The 25775-nt window shown below is 34.8% G+C and carries 16 protein-coding genes, 1 tRNA gene and 4 pseudogenes; 6 read left to right on the forward strand and 15 right to left on the reverse strand.

Annotated elements, in window-relative coordinates:
* Positions 1-21 precede the first annotated feature (21 nt).
* Together ACFILL_RS04095 and ACFILL_RS04100 are read right to left on the reverse strand one after the other, a co-directional pair.
* Positions 22-1449: an amino acid permease gene (locus ACFILL_RS04095; protein WP_375631049.1), complete on the reverse strand. Its 1428-nt coding sequence runs from the start codon at positions 1447-1449 to the stop codon at positions 22-24.
* 1069 nt (positions 1450-2518) lie between these two features.
* A complete protein-coding gene (locus ACFILL_RS04100; RefSeq protein ID WP_273790429.1) occupies positions 2519-2653 on the reverse strand; it encodes a SlyX family protein in 135 nt (44 codons plus the stop codon).
* A 454-nt stretch (positions 2654-3107) separates the two neighbouring features.
* On the opposite strand from ACFILL_RS04100, the gene ACFILL_RS04105 reads away from it, so the two are divergent.
* Positions 3108-3183: transfer RNA gene (locus tag ACFILL_RS04105), tRNA-Thr, on the forward strand.
* A 99-nt stretch (positions 3184-3282) separates the two neighbouring features.
* On the opposite strand, the pseudogene ACFILL_RS04110 reads toward ACFILL_RS04105, so the two are convergent.
* Positions 3283-3485, reverse strand: a pseudogene (locus tag ACFILL_RS04110) (helix-turn-helix transcriptional regulator).
* 275 nt (positions 3486-3760) lie between these two features.
* Between ACFILL_RS04110 and ACFILL_RS04115 the strand changes: the two are divergent.
* Positions 3761-3948 (forward strand): annotated as a pseudogene (locus ACFILL_RS04115) (hypothetical protein).
* Between the two features lie 652 nt (positions 3949-4600).
* Here ACFILL_RS04115 and ACFILL_RS04120 read toward each other — a convergent pair.
* From ACFILL_RS04120 to ACFILL_RS04130, 3 genes and pseudogenes are all read right to left on the reverse strand, one after another.
* Positions 4601-5042 (reverse strand): annotated as a pseudogene (locus ACFILL_RS04120) (integrase); the annotation flags it as partial.
* Positions 5043-7717: 2675 nt separating this feature from the next.
* The gene (lldD, locus tag ACFILL_RS04125) at positions 7718-8866 is read right to left on the reverse strand and encodes an FMN-dependent L-lactate dehydrogenase LldD (protein ID WP_375643359.1); all 1149 of its coding nucleotides are present in this window, start codon (positions 8864-8866) and stop codon (positions 7718-7720) included.
* A gap of 1151 nt (positions 8867-10017) precedes the next feature.
* Positions 10018-11106 (reverse strand): 2'-deoxycytidine 5'-triphosphate deaminase, encoded by a 1089-nt coding sequence (locus ACFILL_RS04130; RefSeq protein WP_375643358.1) that lies wholly within the window; start codon positions 11104-11106, stop codon positions 10018-10020.
* 237 nt (positions 11107-11343) lie between these two features.
* On the opposite strand from ACFILL_RS04130, the gene mutL reads away from it, so the two are divergent.
* Together mutL and ACFILL_RS04140 are read left to right on the forward strand one after the other, a co-directional pair.
* On the forward strand, positions 11344-13257 hold the full coding sequence (gene mutL / locus ACFILL_RS04135) for a DNA mismatch repair endonuclease MutL (protein WP_375643356.1): 1914 nt from the start codon (positions 11344-11346) through the stop codon (positions 13255-13257).
* Positions 13258-13366: 109 nt separating this feature from the next.
* Entirely contained in the window at positions 13367-13603 is a 237-nt protein-coding gene (locus tag ACFILL_RS04140; protein ID WP_273787833.1) for a DUF2093 domain-containing protein, read from the forward strand.
* Between the two features lie 19 nt (positions 13604-13622).
* Here ACFILL_RS04140 and lpxK read toward each other — a convergent pair whose 3' ends face one another.
* The 6 genes and pseudogenes from lpxK to ACFILL_RS04170 form a co-directional block, all read right to left on the reverse strand.
* Positions 13623-14663, reverse strand: coding sequence for a tetraacyldisaccharide 4'-kinase (lpxK, locus tag ACFILL_RS04145; RefSeq protein ID WP_375643355.1), 1041 nt, complete (start codon positions 14661-14663; stop codon positions 13623-13625).
* The gene (waaA, locus tag ACFILL_RS04150) at positions 14653-15975 is read right to left on the reverse strand and encodes a lipid IV(A) 3-deoxy-D-manno-octulosonic acid transferase (RefSeq protein WP_375643354.1); all 1323 of its coding nucleotides are present in this window, start codon (positions 15973-15975) and stop codon (positions 14653-14655) included. Before waaA ends, lpxK begins: the two co-directional genes overlap by 11 nt.
* Before the next feature lie 871 nt (positions 15976-16846).
* Positions 16847-17122, reverse strand: a pseudogene (locus ACFILL_RS04155) (hypothetical protein); the annotation flags it as partial.
* Positions 17123-17383: 261 nt separating this feature from the next.
* Positions 17384-17629 carry a DUF4170 domain-containing protein gene (locus tag ACFILL_RS04160; protein WP_273790423.1) on the reverse strand — a complete coding sequence of 82 codons (246 nt, stop codon included), beginning with the start codon at positions 17627-17629 and terminating at the stop codon, positions 17384-17386.
* Positions 17630-17675: 46 nt separating this feature from the next.
* Positions 17676-18482, reverse strand: coding sequence for a 3'(2'),5'-bisphosphate nucleotidase CysQ (locus ACFILL_RS04165; protein ID WP_375643352.1), 807 nt, complete (start codon positions 18480-18482; stop codon positions 17676-17678).
* On the reverse strand, positions 18469-19800 hold the full coding sequence (locus tag ACFILL_RS04170) for a TldD/PmbA family protein (RefSeq protein ID WP_273790421.1): 1332 nt from the start codon (positions 19798-19800) through the stop codon (positions 18469-18471). Before ACFILL_RS04170 ends, ACFILL_RS04165 begins: the two co-directional genes overlap by 14 nt.
* 1373 nt (positions 19801-21173) lie before the next feature.
* Here ACFILL_RS04170 and ACFILL_RS04175 point away from each other — a divergent pair.
* The gene (locus ACFILL_RS04175; protein WP_273790420.1) at positions 21174-21320 is read left to right on the forward strand and encodes a hypothetical protein; all 147 of its coding nucleotides are present in this window, start codon (positions 21174-21176) and stop codon (positions 21318-21320) included.
* A gap of 210 nt (positions 21321-21530) precedes the next feature.
* Here ACFILL_RS04175 and ACFILL_RS04180 read toward each other — a convergent pair whose 3' ends face one another.
* The 3 genes from ACFILL_RS04180 to ACFILL_RS04190 all read right to left on the reverse strand — a co-directional run bounded on the left by ACFILL_RS04180 (position 21531) and on the right by ACFILL_RS04190 (position 24465).
* Positions 21531-21980 (reverse strand): hypothetical protein, encoded by a 450-nt coding sequence (locus tag ACFILL_RS04180; RefSeq protein WP_375643351.1) that lies wholly within the window; start codon positions 21978-21980, stop codon positions 21531-21533.
* A gap of 543 nt (positions 21981-22523) precedes the next feature.
* Positions 22524-23090, reverse strand: a complete 567-nt coding sequence (rsmD, locus tag ACFILL_RS04185; protein WP_273790418.1) for a 16S rRNA (guanine(966)-N(2))-methyltransferase RsmD — start codon at positions 23088-23090, stop codon at positions 22524-22526.
* Positions 23071-24465, reverse strand: coding sequence for a pseudouridine synthase (locus ACFILL_RS04190; RefSeq protein ID WP_375631030.1), 1395 nt, complete (start codon positions 24463-24465; stop codon positions 23071-23073). Before ACFILL_RS04190 ends, rsmD begins: the two co-directional genes overlap by 20 nt.
* A 270-nt stretch (positions 24466-24735) precedes the next feature.
* Here ACFILL_RS04190 and ACFILL_RS04195 point away from each other — a divergent pair, with 270 nt between their 5' ends.
* The gene (locus ACFILL_RS04195; protein WP_273790416.1) at positions 24736-25182 is read left to right on the forward strand and encodes a nucleoside deaminase; all 447 of its coding nucleotides are present in this window, start codon (positions 24736-24738) and stop codon (positions 25180-25182) included.
* The last annotated feature ends 593 nt before the right edge of the window (positions 25183-25775 follow it).

Consider the following 25775-nt stretch of genomic DNA (forward strand, 5'->3'; position numbering starts at 1 on the left):
CTTTTATTAGCTCTTCTTTCTCTATCGTTTCAGTTTATAACCTAAAAGTAATAACAAGCACCATAGAGGAATAATAATGACTGCCAAACTCATATCAGGCATCTGTACAGGAATATATGTTTCAAGAAAAGGCACGCTTATTCCTATCATATCAAAAAGTCGAGTCATCAATCCATTTTGCCCAAAACCACTGACAAACATAATGCAAAACAATAAAGCAAGAAAGCTGAGGCAAAGATAGTTAGCGTAAGGATATAAACCAAATGCATAAATAAAATCGCCCTTTCTGTTCTTATATGCATTGCGAAATTTCAAATGAACAATAACAATAATAGCCCAAGTAATCACTGCTGCTGCAGTTGCAAGAGCCATGATCCGCATGAAACTATTATCAGGAACAAGAGCATTAACAACGACAATCAACGCCGTACATAATGATGAAAAAAGGATAGCAATATAAGGAACACGAGCAGCACTCAGTTTACTAAAAATATGTGGTGCATTTTTTTGTACAGCTAAACTATAAAGCATACGGCCATTAGAATAAATGCCACTATTGTAAACAGAAATAGCAGCCATAATCACCACAAAATTCAAAATATGACCAGCAGCAGGAATTCCTATAGTCTCGAAAATTGTGACAAAAGGACTACCATTTTTTCCAATCATATTCCAAGGGCTGATTATCATAATAACGCTGATAGAACCAATATAAAAAATTATAATCCTCCACATAACTTGACGAATAGCCGCTGGAATTGTTTTTTGTGGATTAGATGCTTCTCCAGCAGCAATACCAATAAGCTCCGTTCCTCCAAAAGAAAACATTACTACAGAAGTTGCTAAAACAACCCCTACTGCTCCATAAGGGAAAAAACCGCCATGGTCCCAAAGATAATGAATATTCGCTTGATTTTCCCCTAGTCCAGTGACAATGAGAAAAATTCCCAAAATAATCATACCAATAACAGCAGCCACTTTGATCAAAGCGCAAACAAATTCAAATTCTCCATAAAAACGAACATTAAACAAATTAACAAATGTAACAAATAAAAGAACAATGAAAGATGTCTTCCAATGATCAATCAAAATCCAATGATCAAGGTAAAACCCTATCACTGTAAGTTCAGCCATGCTCACAAGAATATAAAGAAACCAATAATTCCAACCTGTTATGAAACCAGCTAATCTCCCCCAATATTTATAAGCAAAAAAACTAAATGCTCCTGAAGACGGTTCTTCTACTGACATTTCACCAAGCATTCGCATAATGAAATACATAATAAGCCCGCCGACAAGATAAGATAAAATAACTGAGGGACCAGCTAATTGAATTGCCTCGGTTGACCCATAAAAAAGTCCCGTCCCAATAACGCCACCCAAAGCAATCATTTGAACATGGCGATTTTGAAGGCTACGCTTCAATTCCTCGTGCTTTTTTTCAGACATCATGCCTCACTACTTTTGTTGAACTTAACCTCAACTTTTATTGAAAAATTAGGCACCTCTTTCAAAAAACACAAAACAAACGTAAACTTATTTTCTCATCATAATGCAACTCCTCATTTTTTTGTGCATTATACGTATGTCCCGTTGAAGTTTTAAGAAAAAATATGCTCCACCCTTTATTTAAATTAATGTCCTTCATTTTCGTTACACTGACCATTATAGCATTGGTCATTGATAACGCACACTCTGTAATCACATCACATTGGACAACAACCCCCTTTAATAAAATTTTAATAAACCTTCTGCAAACAGATATCTATCACCTTAATCAATCTCTATGCAAGGTAATGCCTGATTTTCTGTCCTCAATTTGCATTACTCTCACTTATTTACCCGCATGGTCTATCTTTGGTGCTTTAGCAATAGTATTTTGTATCTTAAATTACGAAAAACAAAAGCCTTTTCACAAAATATCATATACATATAACGAAGAGTACATTTGATCTTGAAAAAAACTTCTAGAGCTCTCTGTCCTATAACATAATCGATGTCGCTTAAAACCCCTCACTCTATAAAACAACTGAAAATCACTTGATCATCAGAACAAATTAAAACGCTTTATTATAAATATAGACGCTCACTTATGATTTCTATAGATAACGATAACATCACTTCATTTGTATCAATTTAAAAAAATTAGCGAATAAATCTACCTCCCACCTATAAGAAAACTCTGTACAGAAAAAACTTAAAATATTGCAGTTCATATATTTTTCTATGGCTGCTTCTTTATACTCTACAAAAACTTTTCTTAATTTTCGTACTAGAAACCCCATGTAAAAAAACGTCTTCTAATATCAGCTCTCCTTATAAGATTAGAACTTATTAGAATTAATGAAGAAGCTTATAAAAATTATTCTACAAGTCTAACAAAATGCGTGAAATAAAAACTCATCTGTAAATAATTGCAATTATGATAAAAAATATTTCGCACCTTCTCCCTATTGAGAAAATGGTAAGATAACAGCTTCAGTAACACTCTGTTCTTTTAAATCTGAAAATCGTCTCGCTAAAATATCAACTTTTTAGATATCTCATCCAAACTTTTCCATTGATTAATTACCTCTCGAGAAAGTTCTTCAATGAATTTTTCTTGGTAAGCTAGCTTCATTTCTAGTTCTATCAGCCGATCTTCATCCGACATGATTTTTACTCCCTCTTAAATAAAAAAACGTGATTAATTTTATTAATCCTCCTCCCTTTTTCTTCCCATAAAAATGAGAAGTAACTTTTAAACTAATTCTACTCATCTTATTTGCACATTATAAAGGGTTTATGATGATCTTTATTTTCCCAATCACTTATGCAACAAATTTCTTTCTCAAAAACCAGAAAATGTTTTTATCTTTACTAAGATATCGTGACACCATTTTTCATCCTAAAGATCTACATTCCCAGCTTCTTAATTTAAGTGTTATCTAAATTGGAAAGCATTTTATAGCATTAAGGTCAAAGAATACTTTCCTCTGACTTTTACATACTTCTCCTTCAAATTATTATCATATTTATAAATTATTGAAAAAATGCATTCTTGCTTTTATACGTACTTTTAGCTATTACCCTCAAATTAGTTTTGTTTCATTGACTTACAAACCTATGCCGCATTAGCTCAGTTGGTAGAGCACATCATTCGTAATGATGGGGTCGCTGGTTCGAATCCGGCATGCGGCACCATTTTATTTCTTAAACATATTGAAATATATAGATTTTTTCTTTAAATAGCCATTTTCAGACCACCTTTTAGACCACCTTCTACAGTTTATATAATTTTACCTAATTTGTTCTTATTTTCTCCTTATTTTTCGTTGAAGTGAATGCTAAAATCTCTTTTTTCCTTCACCTTACTGCTCTCCCTAGCTTGCATGGCTTTGGAAATACACCTGAGGCATCTAATGGCGAATCGTTGTTGTGGATACACTAAAAAGCTGTGCACATTCACGGATTGTTACATATCTATCGCCATCATCAAATATCATTTCATTGCCTTTCTCTTTTTTATGTTATGTAAATGGGCTGGGGGGCTAGGAGGAGAGAACTTCCTATATCTTTAAGCGGCTTTTTGTCAAAATCTTTTTTGTCTCTTGTGCTATTGCCTCTAAAAAGATTTCAATAGCTTGATTGATTTGCTTAAGACGCTGCTGGAAACGTAGCCAATACAACACCAGACAAAGGTGATACCATTGGACCCGAACACCCCACAAAATGCTTCATATGAAAAAGACAAAAGCGTTATTCATATGGAAAAAAATATCTGACGGTGAGGTCAGCGATCATAGCAGCTTTTCTTATAGCTTTAGTCAAAGCCTTTTTTCTTGGGAAAAAAGTTGAGAAGCAAAAGCAAACAAAGGAAGCTTTCAAGATAGCGATAACACGGCTTGAGATAGAAAATGAAATTAATAGAAAAGTGATGCTGATGTGCGCACTAAGCTTTCTAGCTAGTTGCGCGACGAATGAATGAACTTCTTGTATTGGATGGCTGCCAATTTATTTGAATCGACAAGATATCAATGTCATTAGTCCAAATTTGGCGAGAGATATTTAAAACATAATGAACAAGGTGCTGGTCCATGTGGTTGGAGGCATAAACGGAAAATAAAGTGCTAAGGATACAATTCCTCTGAAAGATTAATCAATGAAAAGATTTGAAAGAGGTCGATATATTCAGATTAAAAGTAAAAGAACTTAAAGGATAAAAACGCTCTGGTGGTCGATTGGATTTAATTAGAGTGACGGAGATGTCTGAGTTGAAGCGAAAGGATTCAACAAGGTTATATTTGTATAAAGTGATTGAGTCTATTGATGTATTCTAAGGGCATCTTTGTTATCTTATCAAAAGAAGATGAGAAAAGATTTTATGGATAGCACTACTATCGTCGTTCAAAGAACTGATCATACACAAAGGTTCTGTTTTCAACAAAAATAATATCTAGGAGCCGGCATGCTTGAAGAAAAGCAATCTACGGAACTATATAATGAATAATGGTATAGGCTTTATGTGATTTGTAAATGACGTTGCTTCAGCTTCCTAATTATAATAATGATGTTGACGATAAGGCAAATACTTTCGCACTATATCTGCTTTTTCATGCTAAAGTGGCGGGAACACATTGTGAATGATCTTGGCTGTTAATTTTTCTATAGGTAAATTTCCTATGTGGGAAATAACATGCAACTCCAGTAGAGAAAACCAACAACCATTTTTTCTTTTATTTTTTAACTTAGCTTTTTTACTTTCAAAATTGGCCTGGCAATTTCTTGGAAAATATTGCTTTGCTATTTTAAGACAATTTCTTCCTGAAATAAAATCCTTCTTTTAAAATATCACTGTAATATCTTGCAAACTCATGTACTGCTCTTAGAGAAAGTTTGTAATAGGACCGTGCCTTTCATGGCGTTTATTTTGATGTGTATAACGGAAAAATTAAGAGCGCGTATTATCTTTTCGACACTCAACCACAATCTTACTTTATCACAATATTTATCTTGAGAAGGTACTTTTACAAAGATACTGATAATCTATAAATCGCCCTCACCTAATTCACCTTCTCGCTCATCCTTCCATGCATTGCTCGTCCACCTTTTAAACTACCTTAAATTTTTGATATAGAATTTTTTCTTTAATTTTTTTATTGAATCATAAAAATGATATGTCTCAATCTCACCTCTATGCATCTTTATACGCTTTGATTCTTATTTCTAAAGCCCAGACAGCCCGCATATCGCACTGTTTTTTATATTTAATATATATTTTTAGATTTATTCGTAACTTGTTAGAAAAGTTGCTATATTTTGATAGAAAATCTTCTATCAATTCACTTTTTTCAAAAGGTTCTGAAAGGATTCTTAAAAAGTCTGTAAAGTTAAAGACTATTTAATACGTATTGTTTCTTTTTTAGAAATCAAAATTGGTGATGCCCCATTCCTTACCAGCAATTGTGTTATTTGCAGAGCAATCTGTATAAGATGGTGTAATCTCTTTTATGAAGTTAACTAAAGTTTTTTGAATTTCTAGCATATTGCTTAAAGACAAAACACTCCCTTTTATTTATGCAAACAGCTTAGACATCGGCTGATAATCCTCTCGCTTATAAAAAATCCTTTCTTTATAACCTTCAGAACCACAATTAAAGTGGTAAAAGATAGAACAAGATTTTTAGACAATCATAATGCATAATAAAAATAGACCAGTTTAAATGTTCAATGCTAACACCTGCTAAACAGAGGAAAATAAGTTTTAGCACGCCTTCAAATTGTAAGGGCTTAAGCCCCCGCGCGCTACGATGGGTTTCACCTCTCATCGTACGATTTACTTTCTCTCAAAAACTTAATCGCTGTAAATATAAAAATCTTCAAGCCCGTTCTAAATCCGTGAGAGTTTCTGGATCTCGCTGTATTAAACGTTGAAACTCCTCACAGCTGCTTATCTGAAATGCTAACATTTTTCATAAAAGGACGATAGTGGTGTTGAAACATCCCCAAAAAGTTTACGCCATAACCTGAGAGATTATTGCTGATTTCAGGGGATAGAATCAATTTCAGCTCAAAGAAAATCCCACCCATACCAACAAAAAGGTTTAGTCTACATGCCATGAGGAATGTCCTCAATAATTTTGATAATTTTTTGGTAAAATTTCTTTTGCCACCAATATCAGCTGCAACAGGTGTGGAATTAACAGGATTATAATTTTTTATCCTAAAATGTATCCATCATTTTTTTTACATTCTTTCATCTATCTTAGCCTTCTTTTCACAGCTTCAAGTGATAAAAAGTAACTGCAATTTAAATTATCTTGCATCGAACAAATTGCTCGCAAACTATCCCTATTGGCTAGATGACAACCCATCATCTATTTAAAGAGAGAAAAACTTTTCTTTTTTATTCAGCGATAAAGTAAATACTATTCAATTACTTATGAGTAGTAATTAGATCAAATGGAAACTGCTAATCTGAGTAATCTTGTACCCGTTTATATAGGTTTAGGAAAGCGTGCTGTTATGAATATTCATAAAAATGCTTTAAAAATTGATATCAGCAAAACTTCTGTTAAAAAAAGGAAAAGATGTTCTCTTACTTGCTACTGAAAAAACTGTTCAGATTTGTCTTATATTACTGAAGAGCTTCAAAAAACATGAAGTTATCCCAATAATTACAAGTGTGCCAACAATTCAACTTTGAGATAATATATCTGTGCTAGAGTTATGCCAATCTCACCAATCTGTTGTTGTCTGTGAAGAGCATAGTATCCATGGAGAAGCTTGGAGATGTAATTGTTAAATCGATTATGGAACAAAACATTCTATGCCAATTTGTATCATTATGAATACACAACGACCCCATATGTAATAAAAATAAACTGGATATTTTTAACAAATTATGAAATAAATCTAGAACACATAAATAGTGTTAGAAATGACATACTATACAAAAAAATATTCAACTGCTTCCTAATATGTTCGCCAGTTCAAAAACATCATAAATCATTGAGTATGCAAGAAAAGCACATTAATTCACGCAGTCTTGCTCTCAGTAAACCAGCTTTTTTTAAAGATAGTACAGGTATTTTTTTCATTGCTTAAAAACGTACTCCATAAAAACAATATCATATCCTTATAATATATTATTCAATAAAATTAATATAAATAATATATATATTATAGAAAAATTATTTATATTGATCCAATTTTATTATAATTAAATGTTACAATAAATACATATTGACATTTTTAATAATTTTATTTATATATCATAATTAATATTATTCTATATTAAAATAAAACTAAATGAGGTTTATATTTTATGCTAATGTGGAAAAAGAGTGATTAATATATTATGTTTTTATATATAGGAGGGAAAAATGCTCACAGCATTATTTATATCTATTTTTTCTATATCAACAGTTGTTTTGCCTTTAATATCAGCGCTTGTTCCTTTTTATCCATAGAATGAGCTGTTAATAACGTAAATAAAAGATGTATGCAATGTTATTAGTATTTTTTTTGTGTTTATTATTATTAAGATTTTTGCGTTAATATTATTGTAGTTACTTAGTATTATTGTAGTTACTTAGTATTTTCTGTGATTTTATAGAGGAGCTTCTTGATCTTTTCTATTTAAATTTAACTATCAACATATTTGTAAAGTATATAATTATGCTCCTCTATAAAAAGACTTTCTTTTTCTAAAATAAGTTATAACATATTGATTTCGTTACTTAAAAACATCTATATTCACTAAACTTTTGCGTGTAATATCTTTGATTGTCTGAGTACCGGTCAGTGTCATAGCTACCCGCATTTCATTAGCAAAAAGATCAAGGAGATGCATAACACCTTTCTTACCTGCTGCTGCAAGCGCATAAACAAAAGCACGACCAATCATAACAGCATCCGCACCTTGTGCTATCATGCGTACAACATCAAGACCAGAACGAACACCTGAGTCCACTAAAATAGTCAAATGATCCTTTACAGCATCCGCAATTGCAGGCAACGCTCGTGTTGTTGATAATACACCATCAAGCTGACGTCCGCCGTGATTAGAAACAACAATACCATCCGCACCAAATTTTACTGCTTCTCGCGCATCTTCTGGATCAAGAATACCTTTCAAAATCATTTTTCCTTTCCAAAAATCGCGAATCCATTGTAGATCATGCCAACCAATTGATGGATCAAAATTTGCACCAAGCCAACCAACGTAATCATCCAATGCAATTTTCTTTTTGAGATAAGTGGAGACATTTCCAAGATCATGAGGGCGCCCCATAACACCAACGTTCCAAGCCCAATATGGATGAGTCAAAGCTTGTAAAAAACGACGTAAACCAGCATAAGGACCAGACATTCCCGAATGCGCATCACGATAACGTGCACCAGGAATTGGCATATCAACTGTAAAAACCAACGTGCGTACACCAGCCAACCAAGCCCGTTCTAGTGCATCACGCATGAAACCGCGATCTTTGAGAACATAAAGTTGAAACCAAAATGCATCTCCAACCGCCTCTTGTACTTCCGCAATGGGACAAACTGAAACAGAGGATAGAGTAAAAGGAATCCCTTTTGCCGCTGCGGCACGCGCTGCTTTTACTTCTCCACGACGTGCATACATGCCCGTTAGCCCAACAGGTGCAAGTACAATCGGTAAATCAAGTGTCAGATCAAAAAGCTTGATTGAAAGATCAACTTCACCAACTTGCCTTAGAATCCTTTGACGCAGTGCAAGTGCTTGAAGTTCTGTACAATTACGTCGCATCGTTTCTTCAGCATAAGCCCCACCATCAATATAGTGAAAAAGAAAGGGAGGAAGACGACGCTTTGCTGCTTTACGATAATCAAGTGTTGAAGAAATAATCATTGATGGCACCATTGTTCCTAAATAAAAAAAGAAGACATCCTAAAACGCATATAAAGCGAATCCGTATACCTACCTATTCGACATCCTCCCAAAACGCTCTATTGAATAGATAGAAGTAACAGAGATTGCAACTTTCTAAAAAAACTAATTGATAAAAACAACGTCTTTATTTCTCTTATCCAAATTTAAAATCTCACAGTATGTAGTATCATTAATAACGTATCTACTCATATATCGTTCATGTGCAATTGAAATGTTATACTCTCGTTAAACCAATACCTCTTCGAAAGCGATTGCTCCGTAGCTTAATTAGTTATAATTTAAAGTCGTTTCTCCCTCCAAAGGTCCTTACATTATCAGTTATTAAGAATATAGAGTGTCATTAAGTATAAACCATAACCTCCTCCAAAAGATGAAAAAATCCTTTATTAATACTGTAAATAAAGCTGTCGCATACATCCATAAATCTTCTTATATCAATATTCAAAACTGAGACCTGTTACTTGTTCATGAAAGTTTATAAAAATATACAGTGTCTAATTCACATAAAGCATAAAAAAACTTTTAATGTTCATACTAATAGAAGCTCTTCATATTTAATTGAATAATTTTCTAGCAATATTATATCTTGAGGCTATAAATGAGTTACTAAAATTAGAACAATGTTTAAAAAAATTGTTACTAAACTGTAGTGAAAAACTTATTTATTGGCTCTTAAGGATAATTTTTATACGAAATAAAATATACTGGTCATTTAAGCTCTAGAAAAATGGCGCCAAGTGTAGCATCCAATCTCGCATATTTACTTTGAAAAGTGAATACGCTACTGTTATATTGAATTTTATTAACCTATTGATTTATTATAATAATAAATATGAATAACATATTGAATATAGTAAAATTCTTTCATTGTAGATTTTGTCATGATGAAATAACCAAAACTATTCTTTTGCACATCATAAATGGAGTTTGTATAGATAAAACCTCTTTAAAAAAGAAGTAAAAATGCCTCTCATACCCTCTCAAATACAAAACCATAACTTTGAAAACTGAAAATAAAATGCATAGTGCCGGTTTTATGAAGGATAAATTTTTCTTTTATCTAAAATACGCTTTCTGCATACATGTTATCAAAATTCGTGGTTCCCAACTCATTTAAAATGCTTGGACAACTTTAAACCCTGTGCTTGATAATGTGATCCAACATCATGTCCATAAAGGGTTGATGGTCGATTAAGCATATGCTCATAGACCAAACGGCCAATAATTTGACCATGCTCTAAGATAAAAGGAACTTCATGGCTCCGCACTTCTAAAACCGCTCTTGCTCCTTTTCCACCCGCCTCCTTATGCCCAAATCCTGGATCAAAAAAGCCTGCATAATGCACCCTAAACTCACCAACTAAAGGATCAAAAGGAGTCATTTCTGCGGCATAAAGCGGAGGCACATGAACAGACTCTCGTGAAACTAAAATGTAAAATTCATCAGGATCAAGAACCAACTCTCTCTGACCACGATCAAAAAGAGGTTCCCAAAAATCTAAAACGTGGGCAACAGCACGTTTATCAATATCAATAACACTTGTATGATGTTTACCACGATAACCTATAAGCCCGTTTTCGTCTCCCTTTAAATTAATGGAAAGACCAATACCACCAACACTAATATTAGGAAAATCATCCGATATCAGTGTTTCTTGCCTTTGCAAAGTGTGCAACTCTATTTCATTTAAATAACTTTGCCCTTTTCTAAACCGAAGCTGTGATAAATGTGAGCCTGTATGCACCAAAATTGGAAATGTGCGTGGACTAATTTCCAAATAAAGTGGACCATGATAACCAGCACAAATTTTATCAAACTCTTGAGCATTATCCGTAATGACACGTGTAAAAATATCTAATCGGCCTGTAGAACTTTTGGGATTGGCAACAGCAGATAAAAATTCTGGTAACGCTAAACTTTCCAAAAGAGGAACAATATAAACACACCCCGTTTCCAAAACGGCTCCACCTCGTAAATCAAACTCATGCAACTTTAACCGTTCAAGCTTATCCAAAACTTTTGTATCAGATCCCGGCATAAAAGAAGCACGTATACGATAAGCCTTCTCCCCTAAACGAAGATCAAGGCTTGCTGGTTGTATTTGAGATCTATCAAATGGATACTGAGCCTTGAGAACGTTATTCTCAATCAAAGCTTGTATATCACTATCTGCTAAAATACCGCTTATACGCGCCATATATATTGCCTTCCCTTTTTACATTGTTTCTTTTTTGACCTAGATGATAAATTGGTGCAAGCTATTTTAAAGTGATAAAAACTATTTCTATGTTTTTTCCAACTGATTTGTTAACATAAAATAAAATAGGAGGTATTGTAAAAATAATACCTCTCAGCTCTCTTGTTCTTGAATGTCGCGCAAATGATGTTATCATAATTTTCTATAGAACCCTTAAGATTCCTGTTAGAATTTATTATGATTATACGCCATCTTAGCGAAAATATTATTAATCAAATCGCCGCCGGTGAAGTTATTGAACGACCAGCAAATGTTGTCAAAGAACTTGTTGAAAACGCTATTGATGCTGGTGCAACACGCATTGAAATTATTACAGCAAATGGTGGAAAAAATTTTATAAAGGTGAGTGATAATGGTTATGGAATTCCTGCAGATCAGTTAACTTTAGCAGTTTCTCGCCATTGTACCTCAAAGATTACCGATGACGTACACAATATCTGCTTCCTTGGATTTAGAGGAGAAGCCCTCCCCTCTATTGGTTCTGTTGCTAAACTTAAACTCATTTCACGAACAAAAGATGCTGAGAGCGCTGCTGAAATTTCCGTTACTGCAGGAAAAATTGTAGGACCCAAACCAGCTGCTGCAAATCTTGGAACAATTGTTGAAGTTCGTGATCTTTTCTTTGTCACGCCGGCACGATTAAAATTTATGAAAACTGATCGGGCTGAAACAAATGCTATTAGCGATATGATTAAGCGAATTGCTATTGCATTTCCACATATCCGCTTTTCTCTTTCAGGATTAGACAGAACATCTATGGAACTGTCTGCTACAGAAAATAATATTCAAGGACAATTACAACGTATTACGCAAATTATGGGAAAAGAATTTGCCCCTAATAGCATTGCGCTGAATGCTGAACGCGAAGCGGTGCGCTTAACAGGTTTTGCCTGTTTACCATCTTTCAACCGAAATAACAGCCTTCATCAATTTGCTTATGTTAATGGGCGTCCCGTGCGTGACAAGTTTCTATGGGGCGCTATCCGAGGTGCTTATGCTGATGTCATGACACGAGATCGTTATCCTGTCGCTATACTTTTTATTGATCTCCCACCTGCTGAGGTAGATGTTAATGTTCACCCAGCCAAAGCTGATGTACGATTTCGTGATCCAGGATTAATTCGTGGTTTGATTGTTGGAGCTATTCGTGAAGCATTGCAGCAATCTGGTATTCGTCCTACCTCAACCCGTTCTGAAGCAATGCTTGCTGCATTTCAAACACAACAATCATTGGCACAACAATCATTGGCACAACAATCATTGGCACAACAATCATTGGCACAACAATCATTGGCACAACAACCATTAGGCAATTTTAAGAACACGCACCTGTCCTCTTCTTACAGTTCACAGCCTCATCATTTTACCAGCGCTTCAATGGTCCAAAAACCATTGGATAGTACTAGCTCTTTTGATTTAAAAGAAGATGCCGCTCCTATTATGGAGGGCTTAAATACACCAAGTGGGGATGCATACATTCCAAGCACTACATCTTCATCAGAAGAGTTATCTTATCCATTAGGAGCGGCCAGAGCACAAATCCATAAAAACTATATTATCGCCCAAACACAAGATAGTTTGATCATTGTCGATCAGCATGCAGCTCACGAACGATTGGTTTATGAAGCACTCAAAAATGCACTTTATTCCAAACCGCTTCCTTCACAGTTATTACTTATTCCTGAAATTGTAGAACTCTCTGAAGAGGATGCAACATGTCTTTTAACGCATAAAGATGCTTTGCAAAAATTTGGATTAGGAATAGAACCATTTGGACCAGGAGCAATTGTTGTGCGTGAAACACCTTCCATGTTAGGAGAAATCAACGTCCAAGCCCTTATTAAAGATCTCGCAGATGAGGCCGCTGAGTATGATACAACAAATAATTTAAAAGAAATGCTTGATTATGTTGCAGCAACGATGGCCTGTCACGGCTCAATACGGTCAGGGCGCCTTTTACGCCCCGAAGAAATGAACACACTATTACGGCAAATGGAGGCAATACCTAATACAAGTACATGTAATCATGGACGCCCTACTTATATTGAACTCAAATTGGCAGATATAGAACGGCTTTTTGGCAGAAAATAAACTCTTCATCATTTTGACAAGAAAAATATTTTTAAATTAACTCTCGACTTTATAATATATTTTATGGCACTTTTCTTGAATCTCTTGTATCAAGCAAAAAGGAGTTATAATGTTTTCCGATAGTGAACGCGAAGCAAAAATTCATTATTCTAATAACGGATATGACATTATAGAATATGGTACCTATACTATTTGTGCTGTTAGCGGGCAAAAAATCCCTATAGATGATTTAAAATATTGGAATCATCACCGCCAAGAAGCATATGCTAGTTGTGAAATCTCCTATCAACGTGAACTTGAGTGCAACCCATATCTCAAGCAATTGTTAAAAACAAAAGAAAAATAACCCTTTGAAAGCTATAAATTTAGCCTTTGCCTTTTAGACAAGAAAACTCAAGGGAACGTTTTCTAAAGCGGGTCAAGACCTCCTCAAGGACCATGCGACAGAAGTCTTTTTGAACAAAATCGACATTCACATCAAAGACAATAAGATTTTTCAAATCTTTTTGCGTGTGAATTGTCTGTATACGGGTATAATCTTTAGCTGTTGTTGCGAGCCATAAATTGTGCATTTTAGCCTTTTGTATAAGGCTTTTTAAATTTTCATCTGTGAAAAAATAGTGGTCTGGATATATGTAAGTTTGCACCACATGACCAGACAATTCTTTAATAGATTTAAAAAATTTATCTGGATTGCCAATACCGGCAAATGCCAAAAATGATTTTCCTGAAACCTCATCAGAAGCACTGGCTTTAAGATGAGCACGATATAAAGGCTTTCCAGTACGCGAAACAAGAAAAGCAACATTATCAGGCACATCGGAGTGACCAATCAATAAAACACTATCCATAAAAGAAAACTGCGTTTTTAATGGTACGCGCAAAGGTCCTGCTGGAAAGACAGCTCCATTACCAAAACCGCGCATCGCATCAACAACGAGTAACGCATAATCCATATAAAGACGGCGACTTTGAAATCCATCATCCATTAAAATAAGATTACATCCCTCTTGCTTAAGCCGTTGCGCCGCTGCATAACGATTAGGTGATACAGCTACAAAAGCATGCCGTGCAAGTAAAAGTGCCTCATCTCCAACATTGTATGGAGTATCATATTTCTCATTTACAAGATGTACCCCTTTAACTGATCCACCATAACCACGAGATACAATACCAGGTACAAAACCAAGTTCTTTAGCCACCTTGGTAAAAGCAATAACAACCGGCGTTTTACCCGCACCACCACATGTAAAATTTCCAATACACAAAACAGGCAGATTAATCACGGGAGGCTGTCTTGCCATAAAACGACTTGAAAAATAACCATACCCCCATGAAACTGGGGCTAATACAAAACGCAAAAAGCTTTTATTTTTCCACCAAAAATGGGGGGCGCTAATATGCATATCTACCCTGACGCTGACGTAAACCTGTTTGTATTACAAGGGGTTGTAAAAATGGATCTAAAATCTTTAATGTGCGCTCAAGTGCACCTGCCATACCTGTCGCCACTTCATGAGCCTTATCAACCATTTCTTGTCGCAATGTTTCATTTGTTAAAAGCTTATACACCTGAATAGCAAGCTGTTTTGTATCTTGAACCATATATGCTGCATCATGCGTTAGAAATTGTTTGAACATCTCTTGAAAATTTGAAACATGGGGCCCTGTCAAAATAGCGGAACCAAGTAAAGCCAATTCCAATGGATTGTGTCCACCATTTCCACATAACGATTTACCAACGAAAGAAACTTTCGATAAGCGAAGAAAAAGCCCCATTTCTCCAATGGTATCTCCCCATAAAATATCGGTATTCATGTTTGGAACAGCATCTCTACTCCTACGAATAAAACTTAACCCCTTATTATCGCATTTTCTGATAAGATCTTCTGAACGTTCAGGATGACGAGGCACAATAATTGTCAATAAATCTGGCAAATAATTTTTAACAATCTTATGGACCTCAAAAGCAATCTCCTCTTCCCCTTCATGCGTTGAAACAGCTGCCCAAACTGGGCGATTGCCGATAGCATTACGATAACGTGCAAGCAATGCTTGATTTTCAACCAGAAAAACATCAGCCTTGAGATTACCAGAAAACGTAACAGATTTTACGCCAAGTTTATGGTAATAAGCTACATCTCTTTCGTTTTGACCAATCGCCAAATCAATATCCTTAAAAATATGTTTGGCAAGAACGCGTCGTTTTTGCCAAGCTTTAAAAGAACGTTCAGACATATGGGCATTAACCAAAATCTGCGGAATACGCATTTTTGCAAGTTCTTTAATACGAAGGGGCCAAATTTCTGATTCACAAATCAAGACGAGATCAGGCTTCCAATGACTAATAAAACGGCGCACTGCAAAATCTAAATCTAAAGGAGCATATTGATGAATCAACCTATTACCAAAATGTTTTTTCACAAGAGTAGAAGATGTCACAGTCCCAGTTGTCATTAACACATTGATTTTCAATGATAAAATATAATTTACAAGTGGAAAAAGTGCAAGTGTTTCTCCAACACTTGCTGCATGTAACCAAACTAATGAACCTTGGGGGCGTACATGAGAACTTTTACCTAAACGCTCTTTTTTGCGACACCACTCTTCTTTTCCACGAATAGCACGACAGAACAAATAAAAAGGAATAACAGGACATAAGCAAAAACCAATTATCCGATAGCTTAAAAGAGCTGTATGTGCCTTTAATTCTACCATTTAAAATCACCTCATCCAGCTATTTTAAGATATCTATATGCTTATTTTGTTAAAAAATTCATCAACACTAGTGGTTGCTTCCGTATTTTTTTAATATCATCCATATCTTAAATAAAAAACGCTTAATCCATGAGAAAATTCAATACATAAAGGACAAAAAATGCAATTTTATCACCATATTTTTTTAAAAACTTTCCTATAAAAATAACATATACACATTATTTAAATCTCTTTTAATGAAATTTTATCACTTCATTCTGCACCCTATAAAAATCTTACTCAAAAATAACAAAACTATTTTTTAATCAATTATAATTTTGAAAATATAAATGATAAATACCATACAACCTATGACATATTTTTTCAGCTCACTGAATAAATACTTCTTATGATTTTAGTGAGGCTTTGAATTGTACACGTTGGTATTTTAGAGAAAAAAACTTATTTTTACATATGTTAGGTATTGTCAATTTTTCAAAAAATAATCCATATAGACATTACAACCTAATATAAATAAAATATGTTTAAAAGGAAGCTCAATCTCTATTGTTTCATTTCAATAAAATGAATATGTCAAACAAATCTTAAAAAAAAACTTTTGAATGGTATAGAGTTCTCATTTTAAATTGTGATATCATCTCTTAAAGGTAATCCAGAAAAATCTAATCTTGTTTAATAGAGAATTTCTTAAAAGTCTTACAACAATTTAAATAAGAGTTTTCAAAATTTTAAATCCTCTCTTTTCAGGAGGTTGCATGATATCTTATTCCTTTTAAGATTGTATATAATCAACACAAAATGACTAACTTATAGATTGTAGTTTTAAACGAGTACTCAAGAAGCCCTTATGAGGTAAGTTAACTTTATAAATCTATTCAGTTTCTCTAAGTTTCTAATTTTGGTAAGTTTCTAACAACTTTCATGGTTTCTAAGCTTATAGTAATAACTCGTTGAAAAAATTCCAATGGATAAGTAGGGAGTGCTAATAATCTCAATAGAGTAGTAATTCGTATCATTAATAATGCTACTCTTTGTATTAATCTTAACGCATTAATGTCTCATACCTCATTCAAGAGCAGAGTGACTATTCACAATATAATCATAAAATTCGAGTGATCGCTGTCATGATAATATTGCTGTTGCAAATAGGTTGATAGAACTTTCTTACATTTTTATTAAGCGCAAAGATGGTGGTGCAACAATGTATTTTATACCTTGCACGAACACTATTATGAAATGGGTTTGGGTGCCTTGAGAGATGTTTTTTTAAGAAAACATATGAATTTTAAACAACAAGCATATTCTTTTTTACGACGTTCTATTTTACTCGAAGAAAGTACCTATGAAAAGGACGACTAAACAAAAGCGTGCAGCAATCTACAAGCTATAATAACCAAATATTCAAGCTTTATTCTGCATCGCCTAACTCAGCATCAAGAAACTGATGCAAATCTACAATGTAATAACGTTGTAATGCATTATCTACACTGCTTTGCGCTTTTGCCTGCCATGCTTCTTGAGCGGATTTATAATCTGAGAAAATACCAACCACATCTAAATCATCGGGATTCTTGAATTGATTACTGTTAAGATTTTTTAATTCCCCACCAAATACAAGATGTAAATATTGTTTTTTTTCGTTGGTTTCAGTCATATGTGCCTCTATATTATTTAGATTATTTTAGCATGCTTTTACGTGATTAAACTAACTTTGTTTGACGAACAACATCTATCATATCTTGACAGCAATTATTTTTACCAGCAATTAAAAATCCATATTGGTAAGGTTCAATTCCATAAGATGGTAAAGAGGCATCAAGCGATAAAAAACACCCTCCACACTCCTGCAAAATAAGATCAGCAGCGGCAATATCCCATTCATGACAATTTGGACGAACTAATACGATATCAATTTCATCTTGAGCAACAAGAACAATACGATAAGCAAGAGAAGGAAGATAATGGTAAAGACTAACTTGATTGAGGAAATCATCTGGTAATTTTTGTGCGAGCGATTTATCAAGTGAAATTTTATATTTTCGATGAACCTGAAAGGCTAAACGAGGAAGTTTTATCCCATTTAATGTTGCCCCTCCACCCGTTACAGCTGTATAAACATCTCCTTGAGCCGGACATTGTAGTACGCCCACAATAGGACGCCCATTCTCAATAATGGCAACCGAAATACACCAATAAGGACTGCCAGAAAGAAAACCACGCGTTCCATCAATAGGATCAACAACAAAAGAGCGCTCATAATAATCTTGTTTTTCTCGATTATCTTTTGTTTCTTCTGAAATCCATCCATAATTTGGACGTGCCCCTAGAAGCTTCTCTTTCAAGAAATGATCAACAGCAAAATCTGCTTCACTGACCGGGGAATTACCTTCTTTAATCCAGACATCCAACGTGCATCCAAAATACCGCATTGCTAAATCTCCTGCCTCTCGACAAACGTCACGCAAAAGATTTAAATCAGAAGAATGATGCGTATTATTTTCCTGCAAGTGTCATCCCTTCAATTAATAATGTTGGAGCTGCTGTACCATAACGCCGATCAATATCATTGGCAGGTGTTAAATGTGCTAACATATGAAGCAAATCAGAGCCTAGCGTTACTTCACTCACCGGATAAGCAATTTCACCATTTTCAATCCAAAAACCGGAAGCCCCACGACTATACTGACCAGTAATAAAATCAATGCCATGACCGAATAATTCGGTCACATAAAATCCATTTCGCAAATCTTTTATCATATCGCAAGGCGATACTAAACCCGGTTCAATAGCAAAATTTGTACTGGTCGGCTGCACTAATGATGCTGAACGCACACCATGTCCATTTGTTTTAAGTCCCAGTTCACGTGCTGTAGATGATGAAAGAAGCCAATTTTTTAAAATACCATTTTCAATAATATTGAGTGTTTGTCCCTCTACCCCTTCTCCATCAAAAGGATGAGAAGCATTTCCACGTAATCGCAAAGGTTGATCGGTTACATTAACATTAGGCTTCATCACTTCCTTACCTAAGAAATTCTGTAAAAGACTCGTTTTTCGAGCCACAGAGGCTCCATTGACCATAGATGCGATATGCCCTGCAATTCCACGAGCCGTACGCGGATTAAAAATAACATCAACGCCCCCAGTTGCCGCACGAACTGCACCCAAACGTCGAACTGCACCAAGCCCTGCATTCTTTCCCACAGTTTCTGCTGCCTCTAAATCAGAAAAATGTAAGGCTGTTGTATAATCATAATCCCGCTCCATCTGTGTTCCTTCACCTGCAAGAGCACTACAAGAACGTGAAAAACAACTTGAGCGATAGGCTCCACAAAAACCATCGCTGGTCACAAGAATAAACCCACTACGGCCATAAGCTGTTGCAGCGCCACCAGAATTGCTTACACCTTTAATATCAAGAGCTGCTGCCTCCGTTTTTAAAGCATCTTCTGTTAAAAAATGACTGCTAGGTACAAAATCATCAAAAAGATCAAGATCTTTAGGATGCTTAACCAAACACTCTTTATCTGCCAAACCTTCAAATAAACTATCGGGAGAAGCTTTAGCCATCGCAACAGCACGTTCCGCAAGTTCTTGCGGATAAGATCCTAAATTAGCAGAAACACTTGCTACTTTTTTTCCAACAAAAACCCTTAGAGTAAAATCATTGCTCTCTGCTGCTTCTGTCGATTCAACTTTCCCAAAACGAACTGATACACTGGTAGAATGAGCATGAACAATAACAGCATCAGCAGCATCTGCCCCAGAACGCCTTGCTGCTTCAACCAGCGAAACTGCTTTCTCAATCTGGTTTTTGTCAGTCATCATAGACTCCCTAAAATATTTTATTATTTACATTGATAAGCATTCTGACAAATTTATACAAATCAGAATATAACTCTTGTGTGTTTATTCATAAGATTATGCATATTTCATGCATTCTTTTTTTTAATGCATTAAATCATTTCCCTTTTAGCTTCTTTATGAAAAGACGTAATATGCTGTATATGCCGTAAAATCTCTTTAGTTTCAAGATTTCTCATGGGCCCTTATCATTTTAGATAATCCAATCTGTACTGACAATCAAATCAACCGAAAATTTGGCAATTAACAAAAGGCCTAACAATAACATTTGAATTTAAGCCAAAATCCTCAAAAATTCGAAAAGTATAAAATGACTTAAGTCACAAGCCTTATGTCCTCTGGATAGTCAAATAACTTCCTTCATTCCTATAGCATTCTTTAATTTCCAAGCAAGAATCAAGAAAATGCCTTATATTTGTGTATACTTCTTTGCTTCTATAAACTCTCTCATAATAAGATGGCAATCTTGTAAACAAAAAAATATAAACGGAATAAAAAAATTTTTCTTGCGTTATTGCTTCAACAAAATGAGCAGTCATTAGCTTCTTTATTCTCATAAGCGTGATATCACAAAGAACTCATTTTTTATATTTATCAGAAATAAGTTATAATCATAACATTCTCTCTCGTTTTTAATGCGTCTAATCAAGAGCATCTCATTTTTCATGCCTCATCCTTAACTGGTTATTTTGTTACTAAACAGATATAACTTAATAGACTCTTTTTCCTGAAACAAAAATCCCAAAATACTGGATAGATTTTGATTTAAGAACTACACTCCTTCCTCTTTTCCTTCCATTAAAAAATAAAGAAGCGTAATATTGTTATAAAACGATAATCAATAAAACTTTTATATAAAACTCAATGTTGTATCTATTGTTCAATTCAATCTACAATAAGCATATTCTTCCAATTAATTTGGGCAAGTTTATCGCTCATAATTGTTTTAATAGATACAAAAATATTTGCAGAAACTGGGATATCTGTGCGCATTTTAAAAAATCGCTTTTTAAACATTTAAACCAAATACATACAACGATACGAGATTAATTTTTACGAAAATTAAGGGAGGTTTTATTTTATCATCTAGAGCCTTTTAGAACTGCACTCTCTAGAAAAGTAATCAAAGAAATTATCTGTTCTTATAATCTTTTAATCAAAAAAACACTTTGATTTATAATCATAATTGATCATTTTGTAATTTGCATAAAAGAATCAAATATCATTAAATTTTCTCCGTTTCGAACCTATTCATGTTGAATCAATCACAACTATTTGCGAGCATATCATCAGTAAGGGGCGTATGAATAAAAACTATTTAAGAAGGAGTCAAAATGTCTTTTATGAATGCTCTCAAATCAAAAACTATCGCAACATTAGAAACTGGCAAATATCATGACAATATCAACCTACAGATTCACAAGAGCAGAAATAAGCTTCTACAACTTTCTTTATTTTCAGTAAAAATGCGCGCCTTATAAGCTTTTATATATTGAATAAAATTCAATGGCTTTTATAAGATCTTTGGTGCAAAATTAATTTTCTCAGATGATTTGACACGATTTCAACGACTAACTAAAAAACAGATCATAGCTCATCGATTTGCTATATACTCATAACTGATTTCATTCTAACAAGGCTAAGATTTCTGCACCTTTTTTAAGGTATTAACTTCTTTATAAATGCCCCCCTTACGAGATGCTTTTGTTTTCAGTAAGAGCACGTCTGCTCATTTCAATCATTGCATCGCGAAGATGTAACTTAATTTTTGACCCAATAATCATTCCAAAGAAAGGAGAAAATAAACCAGACATGGTTACAGTATGACGAATTTTGTTATTTGAAGAACCCGATTTTGTTGAACAAATATATTCATGATCAAAACTCATACGTGTAAAAGGAAGTTTAGCATAATCAGAAAAACAAACATTTTTTATAACTTTATCAAGTGTAAAAGTTACTGTAGGTCCCTTTTTAGGTTTCATGCGTCCTATAGCACCTTCTTTGAAAGGACCAGAAAGTTCTACCCACTCAAGTTCACTATCCCAGCAAGGCCATGATGCCACATCTTCCCATATAGCCCAAATTTGCTCAGCACTTGCTTCTGTATTAATCTCTTCACTATATATCCAATTAAACACGATAATCTCCCCTTTTTTACAAATTACTTATCTTTAGTGATAAAGAATAATATAAAAAAGTATCCTTAAAGCTGCACAACGATAAGATAATTAATACTCTCAGATTTACTTAATATGTAATGATTAACTCAACAAGCGATATTACTAAACTAAACACACAAATATTCAGGATAAATGAACAATATTTTCAATACTAAACAAAATATCTTTTTTAAGTTTAGACAATAGCAAAAATAGAAGTTACGCATCATATAAGATATCAATGCAGACTGCATAGCTTAAAGCTTTCAACTGCTGATGAAATGTGATGATTAAGGTATGGCAGAAAGAAATTAGATAAAAAAGATCATAACTATTATCGAGGAATATATATCCTATTGGAGAAAAAACATCCTTCTGTATTAAAGCTAATAAAAATTCATCAATTCCTTTAACATTAGAATCTTTTATTTATTTTCTGCTTAACCTTTTAAAAACCATATAAAATGAAGAAAACTGTGAAGAAGCATTTTTTCATCCTATCGGATAAAAACAAGAACTTTCTCAAGATGTAAGCGATCGTAATTTATAGAGACGTATTGCTGTCTCACCATAAAACCGCTCATCATCTAAATAAAAGACATCAGGTAAATGAATCATTGTATCTTTCTTTTCTTCAAGTATGAAGAGTGTATCAGCTTTTGCCCACCCCCCTCGCAAAGCTTCTACGAAAGCACGTTCACCTAAACAACGGCTATAAGGAGGATCAGCGCAGATAACATCAAATGGAAGCATTGTGCCAATATTGCCAAGTTTGGTCGCATCACGACGTAAAATCCGTCCTATCGACTGTAATTCAAAGGCTTCTATATTTTTTTGAAGCAACCCACGCCCCTCAACCGAGTTTTCAACAAAAACAGCCGCCTTTGCTCCACGTGAAAGTGCTTCGATGCCTAAAGCACCAGTACCAGCAAAAAGATCAAGAATGCGTTTATTGGTCCAAAATTGTTCTTCACGGCTAGAAAGAATATTAAAAAGGCTCTCACGTGTACGATCACTCGTTGGGCGAATCGACTGATTAACAGGCGAAAACAAAACACGCCCAGCAAATTTACCGCCTATGATCCGCACGTGGACCTCCAAATCGCTTCGAAGTTTTTGCACCGTCCCTATGTGGTTTAGATTTTTTCATAGCACCACCAAACGATTTTTTCTTTCTCTCAAAAGAATGTTCATCATGACCACCTTTTATCATGTTCTCTTTATCCTTTAAAAAGCGATCTTTCTTACCAAAGGGGTGCGTCTCATCATAAGATGTTTTGCCACGTTTTTGAACAAAACTTCCCCTCTTCTCTTTGTGTGACGGACTTTCTTTTAGTTTTTCCTTGCCTCGATGAAAGGATTTTTTACCATCCAAACCGCTCTTATGATCATGCGATTTCTCCTCACTATAGGAAGGCTTTCTACGTGCACTCTGGGGACGCGCACCAGGAGCCATCCAAACATTAGCACGGCGAGAACGCGGTAAAAAACGCTCTGCTTTTCCTTCTTCACTTTTCTCCTTCTTTACATTCTCATGAGACTTTGTACTTAATTGCGCGCGACTATGTTCAACAGAACCATCTCTTGGTCGGCGTCGTATCGCCCTTTCACTTGAGAAAACCCAACCATCATTTGCAACAGAAAGATCTTTCTGGCTTTGCTTTTCTGCAACAACTGCAGAATTTGAAAAGGGTTTCAGAATAGGAGCATCAAAATCTGCATTGGCTTGCATAATCAAACGCTCCCCCAACTGATCTCGTAACATCCGCCCTTTTAACTCTTGCACGGCTCCTTCTTCTAAATCAGAGAGATGAAATGGACCATAGGATACACGGATTAATCGATTAACTGATAATCCCAATGCCCCTAAAACATTCTTTATTTCACGATTTTTTCCTTCACGCAACGCAACAGAAAGCCATACATTCGACCCTTGTTCACGTTCAATTGATGCTTCAATCGAACCATAAAAAATACCATTAATCGCAATACCATTTTTAAGGTTATCCAGCGCACTCTGTTTTACTCTTCCATGAGCACGGACGCGATATTTGCGGACCCACCCCGTTACAGGAAGCTCTAATACACGCGCTAAGCCACCATCATTGGTTAAAAGCAAAAGCCCTTCCGTGTTAATGTCAAGCCTTCCAACAGAAAGAACACGCGGCATTCCTTTTGGTAAATTACTAAATACTGTAGGTCTGCCTTCAGGATCACGGTTCGTGGTGACAAGACCTGCTGGCTTATGGTAAAGCCATAAACGCGTTCGTTCTATAGGAGGTAAAGGTTTGCCATCAACTTTAATAACATCAGAGCGGCTAACATTAAAAGCAGGCGTTGTCACGACTTTACCATTCACAGAAATACGACCTGCAACAATCATCATTTCTGCATCTCGACGCGAAGCAATACCAGCACGCGCTAACCTTTTAGCAATTCGTTCACTCTCATTATTTTCATTCATTTGCGTTTCAAACCAATCTTTGCAAGTATGTTCAGAAAATTATTCACATGCACCATACCGCTTATCCTGAAAAATGAAGTAGCATAATCATTGATCATTTTCTATCCTTTAACGACAATAATGTATCTGCCGACTTGCAAGTTTGTTTTAAACTCTTAAAAAAAATAGAGGTATTCTTTTCATTATAAAAGCGTAATAAATTATTCATTCTATAGCATTCCTTATCGAGATAACCTTTAGATTTTCTATACCTTCAGTAGAAAGAATATTATGACTTTGACGCCCATGGAAATAGCCCTTTTAGAAGCACAAGAGGCTGCAAAAAAAGATGAAGTTCCCGTAGGTGCTGTCATTACACGTGGAAAAGCTATCATTGCACGCGCTGGTAACTTTATAAAATCTGCATATGACCCTACAGGACACGCAGAAATACGCGCAATCCGTATGGCTTGCGAAACATTGCAAAACGAAAGGCTTCCTGATTGCGATCTTTATGTAACACTTGAGCCTTGTGCTATGTGTGCTGCTGCCATTTCATTTGCACGCATACGTCGTCTCTATTACGCAACAAATGATCCCAAAGGGGGTGCTATAGAAAATGGTCCACGTTTTTATCAGCAACCAACCTGTCATCACAAACCTGAGATTTATTCTGGTTTTAAAGAAAAAGAAGCTGCTCAATTACTTAAAGATTTTTTTGTACAAAAGCGATACTAAAAACAATTCTTCTTCCATAACTTTCACTCTTAAAAAACTATCCTACTTCTCAAAAAGACTATTAATTCTTCTGACATATATAGTAAAAGCTATTTCAAAGCATTTTTCTCTCTTTTAATCCTGCATATTGCTTCTATTAGATGATACATTCATTCATAAGAATAATTCATTATTTTGTATAATAAAATATAAATTCCAACATATCGTAGATCTACTCTCTTTCAAATTACATTGAAGCAATAAAAATCACTTTTTTGCACATCATAAGCGGGATTATCGTCTGGATAAAGAACGTTGTAGAAAAGACTAAAAATGTCTCTTATGAAGGCTCTCAAATGCAAGAATTGTCGCAACTGGAGTCTGGAAAATAAAATGATGGTATCAGCTTTCTCCTTCCTAAGCATCAAGATAGTGGAGTACAATAGATTTTACGTTATACTATCCACATGAACGATGTTGCAAAATGAACTTGAGAAATATTTCTTGTTAGGAAACGCATGAAGTACTCTCTCGATGCTGTTGTCATATTGCTATTTCATGAGAATAACACCCCTCCTCCAACAGCATTATAACTGTGCATGAATGAGAGCTTA

This window comes from Bartonella sp. AP20NXHL, from assembly GCF_042196165.1.
GTDB lineage: Bacteria > Pseudomonadota > Alphaproteobacteria > Rhizobiales > Rhizobiaceae > Bartonella.

What these genes read in the sequence shown, in the direction of transcription:
- ACFILL_RS04095 (WP_375631049.1), bottom strand. Translation starts at nt 1,449, where the DNA reads ATGTCTGAAAAAAAGCACGAGGAATTGAAGCGTAGCCTTCAAAATCGC.
- ACFILL_RS04100 (WP_273790429.1), bottom strand. Translation starts at nt 2,653, where the DNA reads ATGTCGGATGAAGATCGGCTGATAGAACTAGAAATGAAGCTAGCTTAC.
- lldD (WP_375643359.1), bottom strand. Translation starts at nt 8,866, where the DNA reads ATGATTATTTCTTCAACACTTGATTATCGTAAAGCAGCAAAGCGTCGT.
- ACFILL_RS04130 (WP_375643358.1), bottom strand. Translation starts at nt 11,106, where the DNA reads ATGGCGCGTATAAGCGGTATTTTAGCAGATAGTGATATACAAGCTTTG.
- mutL (WP_375643356.1), top strand. Translation starts at nt 11,344, where the DNA reads ATGATTATACGCCATCTTAGCGAAAATATTATTAATCAAATCGCCGCC.
- ACFILL_RS04140 (WP_273787833.1), top strand. Translation starts at nt 13,367, where the DNA reads ATGTTTTCCGATAGTGAACGCGAAGCAAAAATTCATTATTCTAATAAC.
- lpxK (WP_375643355.1), bottom strand. Translation starts at nt 14,663, where the DNA reads ATGCATATTAGCGCCCCCCATTTTTGGTGGAAAAATAAAAGCTTTTTG.
- waaA (WP_375643354.1), bottom strand. Translation starts at nt 15,975, where the DNA reads ATGGTAGAATTAAAGGCACATACAGCTCTTTTAAGCTATCGGATAATT.
- ACFILL_RS04160 (WP_273790423.1), bottom strand. Translation starts at nt 17,629, where the DNA reads ATGACTGAAACCAACGAAAAAAAACAATATTTACATCTTGTATTTGGT.
- ACFILL_RS04170 (WP_273790421.1), bottom strand. Translation starts at nt 19,800, where the DNA reads ATGACTGACAAAAACCAGATTGAGAAAGCAGTTTCGCTGGTTGAAGCA.
- ACFILL_RS04175 (WP_273790420.1), top strand. Translation starts at nt 21,174, where the DNA reads ATGTCTTTTATGAATGCTCTCAAATCAAAAACTATCGCAACATTAGAA.
- ACFILL_RS04190 (WP_375631030.1), bottom strand. Translation starts at nt 24,465, where the DNA reads ATGAATGAAAATAATGAGAGTGAACGAATTGCTAAAAGGTTAGCGCGT.
- ACFILL_RS04195 (WP_273790416.1), top strand. Translation starts at nt 24,736, where the DNA reads ATGACTTTGACGCCCATGGAAATAGCCCTTTTAGAAGCACAAGAGGCT.